10 protein-coding genes are annotated in these 12582 nt (G+C 67.0%); 5 read left to right on the plus strand and 5 right to left on the minus strand.

Features of this window, described 5'->3' with window-relative positions; genetic code table 11:
- Positions 1-33 precede the first annotated feature (33 nt).
- Positions 34-3297 carry an error-prone DNA polymerase gene (locus tag Q0627_RS11565; RefSeq protein ID WP_291012904.1) on the minus strand — a complete coding sequence of 1088 codons (3264 nt, stop codon included), beginning with the start codon at positions 3295-3297 and terminating at the stop codon, positions 34-36.
- A gap of 88 nt (positions 3298-3385) precedes the next feature.
- Here Q0627_RS11565 and Q0627_RS11570 point away from each other — a divergent pair, with 88 nt between their 5' ends.
- From Q0627_RS11570 to Q0627_RS11580, 3 genes are all read left to right on the plus strand, one after another.
- Positions 3386-3577 carry a hypothetical protein gene (locus Q0627_RS11570; protein ID WP_298810001.1) on the plus strand — a complete coding sequence of 64 codons (192 nt, stop codon included), beginning with the start codon at positions 3386-3388 and terminating at the stop codon, positions 3575-3577.
- A gap of 365 nt (positions 3578-3942) precedes the next feature.
- Complete coding sequence (locus Q0627_RS11575; protein ID WP_291015953.1) at positions 3943-4737, plus strand: ABC transporter ATP-binding protein; 795 nt, start codon at positions 3943-3945, stop codon at positions 4735-4737.
- A 74-nt stretch (positions 4738-4811) separates the two neighbouring features.
- Positions 4812-6194 (plus strand): FtsX-like permease family protein, encoded by a 1383-nt coding sequence (locus tag Q0627_RS11580; protein ID WP_291015973.1) that lies wholly within the window; start codon positions 4812-4814, stop codon positions 6192-6194.
- A 4-nt stretch (positions 6195-6198) separates the two neighbouring features.
- On the opposite strand, the gene Q0627_RS11585 is transcribed toward Q0627_RS11580, so the two are convergent.
- The 3 genes from Q0627_RS11585 to Q0627_RS11595 form a co-directional block, all read right to left on the minus strand.
- Positions 6199-7740, minus strand: coding sequence for a DNA polymerase Y family protein (locus tag Q0627_RS11585; protein ID WP_298810006.1), 1542 nt, complete (start codon positions 7738-7740; stop codon positions 6199-6201).
- A gap of 89 nt (positions 7741-7829) precedes the next feature.
- A complete protein-coding gene (locus Q0627_RS11590; protein WP_291015956.1) occupies positions 7830-8660 on the minus strand; it encodes a hypothetical protein in 831 nt (276 codons plus the stop codon).
- Between the two features lie 240 nt (positions 8661-8900).
- The gene (locus tag Q0627_RS11595) at positions 8901-9986 is read right to left on the minus strand and encodes an Rv2578c family radical SAM protein (RefSeq protein WP_291015958.1); all 1086 of its coding nucleotides are present in this window, start codon (positions 9984-9986) and stop codon (positions 8901-8903) included.
- A gap of 76 nt (positions 9987-10062) precedes the next feature.
- On the opposite strand from Q0627_RS11595, the gene Q0627_RS11600 reads away from it, so the two are divergent.
- Positions 10063-11334 carry a serine/threonine-protein kinase gene (locus Q0627_RS11600; RefSeq protein WP_291015960.1) on the plus strand — a complete coding sequence of 424 codons (1272 nt, stop codon included), beginning with the start codon at positions 10063-10065 and terminating at the stop codon, positions 11332-11334.
- 198 nt (positions 11335-11532) lie between these two features.
- Here Q0627_RS11600 and Q0627_RS11605 read toward each other — a convergent pair whose 3' ends face one another.
- The gene (locus Q0627_RS11605) at positions 11533-11745 is read right to left on the minus strand and encodes a hypothetical protein (protein WP_291015962.1); all 213 of its coding nucleotides are present in this window, start codon (positions 11743-11745) and stop codon (positions 11533-11535) included.
- A 131-nt stretch (positions 11746-11876) separates the two neighbouring features.
- Here Q0627_RS11605 and Q0627_RS11610 point away from each other — a divergent pair, with 131 nt between their 5' ends.
- Positions 11877-12572 (plus strand): haloacid dehalogenase type II, encoded by a 696-nt coding sequence (locus Q0627_RS11610; RefSeq protein ID WP_291015964.1) that lies wholly within the window; start codon positions 11877-11879, stop codon positions 12570-12572.
- Positions 12573-12582 lie beyond the last annotated feature (10 nt).

Genomic DNA, 12582 nt, shown 5'->3' on the forward strand with positions numbered 1-12582 from the left:
TTGTTCGGCCCTGACCTCGGTACTGTCCCGACTTCAGTGCCAGTCCCGGGAACGGGTTCCCACCCGCAGGTTCATCCGCTGCAGGCGCTCGGCGACCACGGTCACGGCTCCTTCCGCGTTCTGCAGCTTTCCCCGCACCAGCAGCGCAGGTGCCGAGTGCGCCAGGTCGCGATACCGCGACCACAGGCCCACCGAGCACACCACGTTGACCATCCCCGTCTCGTCTTCGAGATTGATGAAGGTCACCCCCGACGCCGTCGCGGGCCGCTGACGATGCGTCACCGCACCGCCGACCAGTACCCGCGCGCCGTCGGCCACCGACAACAGCCGGTCGGCGGGAATCACCCCCATCGCGTCCAGGCGCGGCCGCAGGAACCGCGTCGGGTACAGGTTCGGGGTGATCCCGGTGGCCCACGCATCGGTGGCGGCGAGCTCGATCTCCGACAGTCCCGGAAGCACCGGCGCCGGCACCGACGTCTCCAACCGTAGTTGATCGGCCCGTGCCGCCGCAGCAGCACCCGCCTGCCAGAGTGCCTGACGGCGGCTGAGACCGAAGCAATCGAAAGCGCCCGCACCCGCCAGACCTTCGAGATGCCGGATGTCGAGTTCGGCGCGGCGGGACAGGTCGTCGAGGTCGGTGTAGTCCCCGCCCCGGTCTCGTTCGGCGACGATCCGCCCTGCCACCTCGTCGCCCACCCCGCGCACCGCCGCGAGGCCCAGCCGCAGTTCGGTGCCCGCGTTCTCCAATGTCGCCCACGACAGGGACGCGTTGATGTGTGGCCGGTGCACCCGCACCCCGTGCCGCCGGGCGTCGGCGACCAGCGACTGCGGGGAGTAGAAGCCCATCGGCTGGGCGCGCAGCAATGCGGCGCAGAAAGCCGCCGGATGATGCAGTTTCAGCCACGCCGAATAGAACACCAGCGAGGCGAAGCTCTGCGAATGGCTTTCCGGGAAACCGAAATTGGCGAACGCGGCCATCTTCTCGTAGATGCGGTCGGCGGTCGGTCCGGTGATCTGATGAAGACGTTCCATTCCTTCGTAGAATCGTCCGCGCAGTTCCTCCATGCGCCGGGTTGAACGTTTGGAACCCATCGCCCGGCGCAACTGATCGGCCTGAGCCGCGTCGAATCCGGCGACGTCGACGGCCAATTGCATCAATTGTTCCTGGAACAGCGGCACTCCGAGGGTGCGCTCCAAAGCCTTACGCATCGACGGATGTTCGAAGGTCACCTTCTCTTTTCCGTTGCGCCGCCGGATATACGGATGTACCGAACCACCCTGGATGGGGCCGGGACGGATCAGCGCCACCTCCACGACAAGGTCATAGAAGTTGCGGGGCCGCAGCCGGGGCAGCGTCGCCATCTGTGCCCGTGATTCCACCTGAAAGACACCGACGGAGTCGGCGCGGCACAGCATCTCATAGACAGCGGGTTCGGACAGATCGAGCTTGGCCAGGTCGACGTCGATACCCTTGTGTTCGGCCAGCAGGTCGATGGCGTAGTGCAGTGCCGACAGCATTCCGAGGCCGAGCAGGTCAAACTTGACCAGACCGATTGCGGCACAATCATCCTTGTCCCATTGCAGGATGCTGCGGTTCTCCATCCGCGCCCATTCGGTGGGACACACATCGGCGATGGGCCGGTCGCAGATCACCATGCCGCCGGAGTGGATGCCCAGATGTCTTGGCATACCTCGAATCTCACCGGCCAGCTCGGCAACCTGCGGGGGCGCCTCGTCCGGATCACGGCTCCACGCGTCCTGCTGGCCGGAGGCAAAACCCAACGCCCGGGCCATGTCCCGGATCGCCGACTTTCGCCGGTAGGTGATCACGTTGGCCACCTGGGCGCTGTAGTCGCGACCGTAACGCCGATACACGTACTGGATGGCCTCCTCCCTGCGATCGGATTCGATGTCGACGTCGATGTCGGGCGGACCGTCGCGGGCCGGCGACAGGAACCGCTCGAACAGCAACTTGTTGGCCACCGGATCCACATTGGTGATGCCCAGGGCATAGCAGACCGCCGAGTTGGCGGCGCTCCCCCGGCCCTGGCACAGGATGTCGCTGTCCTTGCAGAAGTCGACGATGTCGGCGACCACCAGAAAGTAGCCGGGAAAGTTCAGCGCGGCGATGATCGCCAGTTCGTGTTCGATCTGGCGGTACGCGTCGGGATGCTGCGCCGGGGTACCGTAGCGCCGCCGCGCCCGCCGCATCGTCAACTCCCGCAGCCACGAGTTCTCGGTGTACCCGTCAGGGACGTCGAAGGGCGGCAGTTGCGGGGCGATCAGGCCGAGTTCGAAAGCGCAGTCGGCGGCGATGCCCACCGCGTTGTCGATGGCCCCGGGATGTCCGGGCAGCAGGCGCATCATCTCGTCGCCACTGCGCAGATGCGCACCACCCACCCCGGGCAGCCAGCCCTCGATGGTGTCGAGGTCGGTTCGGGCGCGGACCGCCGCCACCGCCATCGCCAGGCGTCCGCGGTCCGGTGCGGCGAAGTGCGCGCCGGTGGTGGCCACCGTCGGCACACCGCAGGCCGCGGCGATCGAGGCGAGGGCGGCGTTGCGTTCGTCGTCGTCGGGCAGTCCGGATGCGGTCAGTTCGACGACCACATTGTCGCGGCCGTACCGGTCGATCAGGTTCTGCAGCTCTTCGTGTGCGGCAGACACGCCGGCCCGTTCGAGCGCCCGGCGCACTGCCCCTTTACGACATCCGGTGAGGATCAGCCAGTGACCCGCGGCGACGTCGGGCAGCGCATCGGGTTGATACCGCAGCAGCCCCTTTTCCCCACCCGCCATGTGTGCGGCGGCGATGGTGCGCGAGAGCCGCCGGTACCCTTCGCCACTGCGCGCGATCACCAGCAGGTGCTCGCCCGGCGGGTCGGGCACGCCGGTGCGGGTGGCGTCGCGTTCCAGCGACAGTTCGGCCCCGAACACCGTCGGCATCCCGTATTCGCGGGCAGCCTCGGCAAACCGGACCACCCCGTAGAAGCCGTCATGGTCGGTCAACGCGAGAGCCTTCAGATCCAGTGCCCGCGCCTGCGCGACCATGTCCTCCGGCATCGACGCCCCGTCCAGAAAGCTATAGGCACTGTGCGCGTGCAGTTCGGCATAGGCCACCCTCGACGCGCACTGTTCGACGTCGTCGGCGACAAACGCCCCGCGCTTGCGAGACCAGGCCGGCGAATCGTTCCCATCCCCCGGCACGTAGGTCTCGGCCATCCGGCCACCCGCTTCGGGCGCGCGCCCCGACAGCACCCGCTCCATCTCCGACCAGGTCGGCGGCCCATTGTTCCATCCCACCACCCCAGCATATCGAACACGCTTTCGATTATTGATCAACTATGCAGTACTGATTCCGGGTACCATAGTTCGGTACCAGTAGCACCACATGCCCGCACTGGCAGTCGAACTGACCGACGAACAACACGAGATGATCAAACAGGAAGCCGCGCGTTCGGGAAGAAGCCAGAAAGCCGTTCTGGCCGAAGAAGCCATCGAATCGATCTGGAACAAGCGGGTGGCTCGACTGTCGGCAGATATCGCGAAGAAGTCGGAGAAGCTGAACGAGCTTCTCGCGTGATCTACTATCTGGGCAGGGCCGAGGTTCTCCGGGCAGGTACAGCCTCATCTCGCCGGACCCTTCGAGACCCTTGCTCGTTCCTCGCATCGGCCTCAGGGATCAAGATGACCGACCACAACCTTCTTGATCCCTGAGCACCATCGCACGGCATGAACCGGTCACAGTGATTCATCCACCTTCTTGATCCCTGAGGGCTGTCGCGCGAGCTTGCGAGCCGACCGCGTCTCGAAGGGTCCGGCGAGATAGGGCTCCCAACCCTGGTACCGCCGTACATCCAGAGATGTATGACGGTCATCCCAGCCGGGTGCCGGATTTCGTCATCGGGGCCGATGCGCGCACCGTGAATGCGAAATAGCGTCATTGACATGATAATTCACACGCACACACGACCACGTATCCCCCAGCCCCGGCAACAGCACGCCCCCGCCGTCGTCCTGCGTGAGGTCTCCCGCACCTACGGCGATCCGGCCAATCCGGTGCACGCGCTGCGTGATGTCTCGGTCGACCTGTACCGACAGGAGTTCACCGCGATCATGGGCCCGTCCGGCTCGGGCAAGTCGACGCTGATGAACGTGATCGCCGGACTCGACGAGATCACCGCCGGACAGATCCTGCTGGCAGGCGAGCCGGTCGGCACCCTCGACGACACCGGTCGTACCCTGTTGCGCCGCAAGCATATCGGCTTCATCTTCCAGTCGTTCAACCTGATTCCGACACTGACGGCCAACGAGAACATCAAATTGCCGTTCATCCTGTCCGGAAACCCGATCACCCCCGAACAACAGGCGTGGATCGCCCACCTGATCGGTGTTCTCGGCCTGCGTGAGCGCCTCGATCACCGGCCGGCAGAACTGTCCGGCGGGCAACAGCAGCGGGTCGCCATCGTGCGGGCACTTGCGAACCGTCCGTCGATCATCCTCGCCGACGAACCGACCGGCGCTCTCGATACCCGCACTGCCCGTGAGGTATTGGCGTTGCTGACCACCGCGGCTCACGAATACGGTCAGGGCATCGCGATGGTCACCCACGATCCGGTCGCCGCCTCGTACGCCGACCGGATCCTGATGCTCGCCGACGGGCGGATCGTCGGCGAATACCGGGGGCTCGATCCCCGGCAGATCTCCGAAATCATCATCGGCCTGCAGGAGGCACGACGGTGACAATGACGACAGGGACAACAACGACAGGAGCAGGAGCAGGGACGATGACCGGACTATCGATGACGAATCGGGAAATCACGGCAACCAGCCCGAAACTCACCATCGGATCGCTGCGTGAACTGACGACGGTGGGCGTGGTGTGCGGAATCGGGGCGGCGTACTCCGCGGCGCTGCTGGGTGCCGCCGATCTGCTCGACACCGTCAGCCGGGCCGAGGGCGACGACCCGATCGGCCAGGTGCTCTCCGCGGTGGCATCGGTGTTCATCCTGATCGCCCTGTTCGTGTCGGCGATCGTGATCAGCAACGGCGTCGACACCGTTATCGCGGGCCGTCGCGGACAACTGACGCTGCTCCGGTTGATCGGCGCAAGCGGCCGGCAACTACGGGCCGGACTGGTCCGGGCGGTGGGCGCAGTGGCCGCCGTCGGCGCGGCGGTCGGCATCGCCGTCGGTACCGTTGCCGTCGATATCACCCGAATCATTCTGGTGCACAACGGGAAAATACCGGAGGCCGACTATTCGGCGATCACCGTCATGGTCGTCCCAGCCGCGCTGGCCGTCGTCGGCACCGCCGTCGTGGCCACATTCGTGGGCACCCGTCGCACCCTGGCCTCGGTGGCCGCGCTGCAGACCGTACGGCGCGGCGTGCCGAGGTGGCGTCCCGTAATCGCCGCCGGGACAGCCGCGTTCGGTGCCCTGATCCTGGGTCTGGCCTGCCGGATGGGTGAGAATGGTTCCACAGCAGGATTTTTCGCGGCATTTCTCGGGGCCGCACTGGTATCCGTAGGTTTTCTGATCAGTGCCCCCGTCATCGTTCCGCGCCTGGTATCGGTGTGCGGACGGGCCGTGGGTGCGAGCCCGAGCGCGGTGCTGGCCCGCAAGAACGCGGTCAGCGACCCCACCCGGACCACCCGGTCGGCCGTCGGTCTGCTCATCGGTGTCACCCTGGTCACCTCCATCGCCGCGGGTATGACATCGCTGCACAAGGCGGTCCGGAACAACTGGACCGATCTGACACCCGAGGAGATCGCCACCAACGACAAGATCCTGTCGATCACCACGACCGTGCTCGTCGCCATCATCGCGATCTCGGTGATCATCGCCGCCGTCGGGTTCATCTCGACGATGTCGCTGACAGTGATCTCCCGGACCCGCGAGATCGGCATGCTGCGGGCCATGGGTTTCACCGCACGGCAGGTGCGTTCGATGATCTTCCGCGAGTCCCTGGCGCTCACCGGTACCGCGGTGGTGTGCGGGCTGCTCGCCGGAATCGTGTTCGGCAGCATCGCCTCGCAGTCACTGATCGGCCACCTGTCCTCAGGTATGCCGATCGGGCTGCCGTGGGGCGTGCTGGTGGCGATCATCTCGGGCACCTTCGCACTGGCCGTGGTGGCGTCACTGCCCCCGAGCCGCCGGGCAGTGGCGGTATCACCGGTCGACGCCCTCGCCGTCGCCTGACCAACTACTCGTAGACCCCTTCCACTGTCCAGCCTCCGGATCGGTAGTGCAGCAGCAGTGCCCGGGCGTCGTCGAGTAGGACCTGCGCCCGGGCGCTGACCCCGACACCGTCGATACCGGTGGGCCACGGTCCGGCCCACCACTGCACCGACCATTTCCGGGGTCCGACGATCAGAGCCGGTTCGGCACTGAACGCGCCCCGGGCCGATACCCGCACCGGATCGCCGTCCGGGTCGAGTACCGCGACGGCGGCCGCCGCCATGGTGGCCGGGGCGGGTTGTGGCAGCCGTCCCGGCCACGGGGCCAGCGGATCACCTTGGGGCACAGCGTCTTCGCCCAGCGTTACCAATCTCACCTGTTCCGCCGGGCCCCGACCACCGCTGAGCACGGGGATCTTGACAGCGTCGCCACCGAGCAGCCCCTGCACCCGGGCGAGCGCGGTCCGGGCCCGTTCACTGTCCACCTCCGACTCGGGCAGACCGTACCCGGACAGGGCGTAATGCATTGCGCCGGAACCGATCACCTCCACCGGTTCGAGCCGCAGCATCACGATCGGAGAATCCGGCCGCTGCACGTGACTCCCTCGACCACCGGTGAGCCAGCCGTCGAGCTGCCAGCGGATCCGGCAGGCGATATCGTCGGCGGTCAGTGGTGTCACCGCCCGCCAGGTCCTCGAATGACGCTGCCCCAGTTGGGTCACCGCTTCGACGGTGAGCCGAGTGCAGGACATCGATACCGCGGCCAGCCGGCGATGCAGCTCCTCGGCCAGGCGCCGACCCACGAAGGCGGCGGCGTCGACCCGGTCGATCGGCGGATCGCAGTCGTACTCGATCGCCAGGTCTTCCTGGATGTGTCCGCCCACCGGTCCCCGGGCCGGTGCCGCATTCGCCAGCCGGTGCGCGGCAACGGCATCGGCGGTGAACCTAGTGGCCACATCGCGGATCGGGAACCCGGCGAACGCACCGATCGTGGCGATCCCCAGCCTGCGCAGCAGATCCACCAGTTCAGACCGACCGGGCCCGTCGAAGCAGGGTTCGACGGCCAGCTCCGCAATCGGCAGCGGCGCCAGCCAGGCCGCGTCACCGCCCGGCTCGACGCATTGCCCGCGCCGCGCGGCGAGCACCGCGGTGAACATCTCATCGGCCACCCCGGCCTGCGCCTCGGCACCGCACGCTCCGACGACGTCGGTCAGCCGTTCGGCGATCTTCTGCTCCTCACCGAGGTGGTGGCACAGGGTGTCGGTCAGCGGTATCACCAGCAGCCCCGGCCGCAGGACCTCGACCGTCGGCACCACCGCCATCACCGCAGCCGCGATCGGCTCGTACTGCTGTCCGTCGCGGTTGCCGTCGGCGCCGGTGAGCCCCATCTCCGGGCAGGCCGCCTGCGCCTGCCGTTTCCTCATACCGCGACGCACCCCACTGCGGCGGGCCGACGCCGAACACGCCACCACCCGGTTGGCGTGCAGTACCGCCACCGGCACGTCCGGCGCCAGATCCGCTTCCGCGGCGGCGGCACTCGCCGGCCAGTCCGGGCACCACAGCGCCAAAACCCTTTGTGCCGGCCCCCTCCTAGCCGGCACCCCTTGGCGAACAGCCACCCGCTGGGCCGATGCCTTGTGAAAGGTTGCGCTGCCCATCAGTTGGCCACTTCCAGCACCGGACCGGTTACCTCGGCCAAATGCCCACCGGTGTGCACCAGGCCGACACGCCGTGCCGCCCCGTACCCGTCGGCAACCAGTTCGACGTCGACGCTGCTGCGGCTCCGGCCACGGGTCTGCGCACTGACCCGAAGCCGCATCCCCCCGATCCGGCCCATCCCGCTGCGCCCCACACCGCTACCGGAAATACTGTGGGACAAGCTGTTCCGATATCCGGTTACCTCGGCATCGATACTGGTGCGGGCTCCCGGCCAGTGTCCTCCAGTGACGATCAGCGTCGACGATTGTTTACGTACGCGCCCCATCAGCACCTTGGTCCGGGACGGCGCCACCGAGGCCCCGGCCAGGTTCAGCACAACCACATCCATCCCGTCGAGCAGCACCGAGGCCACCTCCACCGGATCTGCGCCCGGATACGGGATGGTCGCGATCCGGGACAGGTCGGCGCCCAGCTCGACCGCCGACAACAGGCACAACCGCGGCATGCCCACGACGGCGATCCGGCTGCCGGCAGCCGACGCCGAAGCGATCAGCGACAGCAGTACCGACCGCGCACCGTCACAGGCCACCACGACCCCCGCGGCGAGCCCACCGGACGGAAACAGCGGTTCGAGCGCGACAGGCACCGGAATCACCGACACATCCGCCCGCTCCGCCGACGGCCGGTCGGGCTGTCCCGACATGACGGCCAGTTGTCGGCGCAACTGCGCGATGCGCGCCTCGTGACCGGCATCGACCTCGGCCCGCCGCCCGGCCGGCCCACGTTCTGCGATCGTCAGCCCTCGCTCAACCGCCTGCTGGTTACCCATCGTTCCTCCTTGTGCCCAGTGCGTGTCGGGTGCCCGATGTGCCGGGTGCCCGGTGTGGGGTGGCGCGCTACAGGGAAGATGCCGCGCATCCCGGAGCAGTCGTCCCGGGAAACGAAACCTCGTCCAACCCTCATCAAGTCGAACAAGTTTTCGATGAGATCGATCGTAGACCGAGCCTCTGACAATCGCCCGTCAGAGCAGGTCAGAACATACTTTCAGACATATCTGGCCGTCCGGCGCTCAGAACAAGGTGAGCGCCGACGAGAGCTCGGGCGTGGCCACCAGCGCATGCTCTGCCGCGATGGTCATGCCCACTTCGCGGGAGGCCGCGACCCGGCCGCTGCTCGCGGCACCGTACAGCCCTCCGGAATCACCGAGCCCGTACTTGCGGACCAGCGGCGCCATCCGCTCCCGCAACCACGCCGAATACTCCTTGGTGACGTACCCACCCCGCCCGTACAGACTGCGGTAACGCGGGATGAGCCGGGGATGTTCGACGGCCAGCCAGTCGAGGAACCACGGTTTGGTGGCACCGCGCAGATGCAGCGGAAATGCGGTCACACCCGAGGCGCCCGCGTAAGCCAGCGCACGCAGCAGCGCGTCGAGATCGGCGACCGAATCGGACAGGTACGGCAGCACCGGAGCGACCATGACGTGCGGGGCGAATCCGGCGTCGGCGACGTCCCTTATCAGCGCCAGCCTCGCCTTCGGTGACGGCGTGCCCGGTTCGAGTGTCTTCTGCAGTTCGGCGTCGATGACGGCCAGCGAAATACCGATGCTCACCGGCACCCGGCCGGCGGCCTGCCGCAGCAGCGGCAGATCCCGGCGCAGCAGAGTGCCCTTGGTGAGGATCGAGAACGGTGTGGCCGACTCGGCCAGCGCCCCGATCACCCCCGGCATCAGCCGGTACCGGCCCTCGGCCCGCTGATAGGGGTCGGTATTGGTGCCCAGCGCGACCGTCTCCCGGGTCCACGATCGGCGGCGCAGCTCTTTGCGCAGCACCGCGGCCACGTTCAGTTTGACCACGACCTGCGAGTCGAAGTCCACCCCCGCGTCGAGGTCGAGGTACTCGTGGGTGGGCCGGGCAAAGCAGTACCTGCAAGCGTGCGAACAGCCACGGAAGGTGTTGACGGTATGCCGGAACGGCAGTTGTGCCCCCTCGGGCAGCTTGTTGAGCGCACTCTTGGCAAGCACCTCGTGGAAGGTGATGCCGGCGAAATCGGGTGAGCGTACCGACCGAACCAGTCCCGATCGCTGCAGGCCGGGCAAGGCACCGTCGTCGACGGGCACACCGCCCACCGACACCTCTTGATCCGCCCATCGCACCAGGAAAGTCGAACATATGTACGACTCACTGTCAACAGTGGGCACTCAAGGTCCGCGTCACGGCTATTATGCAGCCATGTCATCGGTTGCCGACAACCCCCGCGTGCCAGGTCCGCAGTACCTGGTTGCCGGGCGATACCGCCTGCTGTCCAGGATCGGTGGTGGCGGCATGGGCACGGTGTGGCTGGCCCGCGATCAGCTCCTCGACCGCGAGGTGGCCGTCAAGCAGGTGATCTCCACCGAAGGGCTGAGCGAGGATACCGCCGACACGATCCGTCAGCGCGCGATGCGCGAGGGCAGGATCGCGGCCCGGCTGTCGCACCGCAACGCGATCGCCATGCACGACGTCGCCCTCGACAGCGGTGAGCCGTGGCTGGTGATGGAGTATCTGCCCTCACGCAGCGTCGCGCAGATCTTGCACGCCACCGGCACCATCGATGTCGCCCAGTCGGCACAGATCGGCGCGCAGGTGGCCGACGCGATGGTCGACGCACACGCCGCCGGCATCATCCACCGCGACATCAAACCGGGCAACATCCTGATCGCCAACACCGGCCGCAACGCGGGTCTGGTCAAGATCACCGACTTCGGAATCTCGCACGCCAAGGACGATGTCACCCTCACCCAGACCGGCATCGTCACCGGTACACCCGCCTATTTCGCGCCGGAGGTGGCCCGTGGCCAGCTTCCGTCCGAGGCGTCGGACGTGTACTCACTCGGCGCCACCATCTACACGATGCTCGAGGGGCTGCCGCCGTTCGGTGTCGACGAGAACTCCCTCGCGCTGCTGCACAAGGTGGCCCGCGCCAAGATCAATCCGATCACCAAAGCCGGTGCGCTCGAACCGATCCTGCGTAAGCTCCTGGAACCGGCACCGGCCCGCAGGCCCACGATGGCGCAGGCCCGTGACGAGCTGGCCGCGGTCGCGGCCGCCGCCACCCACACCAGCAGGGATCAGGTCCTCACCGGCGTCCTCACCAAAAAGGATGGGGCGCTGCCGATCTGGATGCAGAAGCCACGTACTCAGACCGCGGCCACAGCACCGGTGACCAGGAATTCGCCGAGCAACCAACCAGGAACTGGCGGCGTGGGCACAATCCCGCCCGGAACCCGCCCGCTCCCGTCGACGGCCAACAGCACCGATTCGGCCTACGCACCGACGATGTCGTCGGATCGTCTGCGCTTCCCCACCCACGGACACGTCGGCGGCTCCAACCGGATGACCGGCGCATTCCCCGAACCCCGGCCACAGCCGCAGAGTTCGACCACCGCCCTGGCCCTGTCGGTGTTCGCCTTCTTCGTCGTCCTGGCCGGCGTGGCGATCCTCCTGATCGCCCTTCTCAAGTAGCTTTCCGGCTAGGGCGTGCCTCCCATATCCACTGTGCGGTATCGGCGGATCCACTGTGCGGCTGGCAAGGCGGAGGAGAGAGCGGTAGCGGCGCTACCGTGCCGGGCGAGCGCAGCGACGGGATAGTTGATCGACGACAACGCAGCCAGGCGTGCAGCGGGCCGTCGAGACCGTGCAAAGGGATATGGGAGACATGCCCTAACCGATCACGTGATCGACGTCGGGTGCCCCCTGCACGAAGCGGGCACTCCACTTGTTGATCTCGGCGGCGGTAGCCTGCTCGATACGAGCCTTGATCACGTCATCAAGCTCACCGAACTTGAGCGAAAGCATGTCGATCAGCAACCCGGCCCGCCCGCGCGCCTCCCCGCGGGCCTCTCCTCGCGCCTCCAGTTGTTCCGCTGTGGTCATCGCAGCCTCCTCGGTCTCAGGCCCCAACGTGCCGGCGAAACGAATCAGACGGTCGGCCGGTGTGAGACTGACCCTCAAAATATACGTGAAAATCAGAACCATCGACCACCCGGCGCCGATAAACTTGGCCGATGACCAACGAGATCCGCGTCCTTGCCTTCGACACATTCGGTACCGTCACCGACTGGTTCACCGGAATTTCCGGTGCGGTCGCAGCGGCCGCCCCCGGCGTCGACACCGCCGAGTTCGCGTGGCGCTGGCGCGGCAAGTACGCCCCGATCCTGGCCCGCGTGGAGTCCGGTGACCTGCCGTGGCGCGGCCTCGACGACCTGCAGACCGAGACATTGCACGAGGTGGCCGCCGACTTGGGCCTCACCATCGCCGACGACGACGCCCTGCGACTGGTGCGGGCGTGGCGCGAGATCCCCGGCTGGCCCGACGCCGCCGATGGCCTGGCACGGCTGCGCACCCGGTTCACGGTGTGCGCGTTGAGCAACGGCAGTGTCGCGATGCTGACCGAGATGTCCAAACGCAATGGTTTCGGCTGGGATTTCATCGGCGGTTCGGATCTGTGGCGCCACTACAAGCCCGCCCGCGAAGTCTATTGCGGATTAGCCGAACTCATGGAAGTCGAGCCCGGCCAGGTACTGATGGTGGCCACCCATCAGTCCGATCTCGACGCCGCCCGCGGATTCGGTTTGCGCACGGCGTTCGTCGAACGTCCGCAGGAATGGGGCGGTGTGCTCAAGGACGATTCGGGTTCACCGCACAATGACTTTCACGCCAAGGATCTGAATGACCTTGCTGCGCAGCTTATCCCGATGTGACGCGCTGCCC

Source organism: uncultured Gordonia sp. (assembly GCF_937858515.1).
Classification (GTDB): domain Bacteria; phylum Actinomycetota; class Actinomycetes; order Mycobacteriales; family Mycobacteriaceae; genus Gordonia.

Coding starts and splice junctions, on each gene's coding strand:
- Q0627_RS11570 (WP_298810001.1), top strand. CDS start 3,386: ATGCCCGCACTGGCAGTCGAACTGACCGACGAACAACACGAGATGATC.
- Q0627_RS11575 (WP_291015953.1), top strand. CDS start 3,943: ATGATAATTCACACGCACACACGACCACGTATCCCCCAGCCCCGGCAA.
- Q0627_RS11590 (WP_291015956.1), bottom strand. CDS start 8,660: ATGGGTAACCAGCAGGCGGTTGAGCGAGGGCTGACGATCGCAGAACGT.
- Q0627_RS11600 (WP_291015960.1), top strand. CDS start 10,063: ATGTCATCGGTTGCCGACAACCCCCGCGTGCCAGGTCCGCAGTACCTG.
- Q0627_RS11605 (WP_291015962.1), bottom strand. CDS start 11,745: ATGACCACAGCGGAACAACTGGAGGCGCGAGGAGAGGCCCGCGGGGAG.
- Q0627_RS11610 (WP_291015964.1), top strand. CDS start 11,877: ATGACCAACGAGATCCGCGTCCTTGCCTTCGACACATTCGGTACCGTC.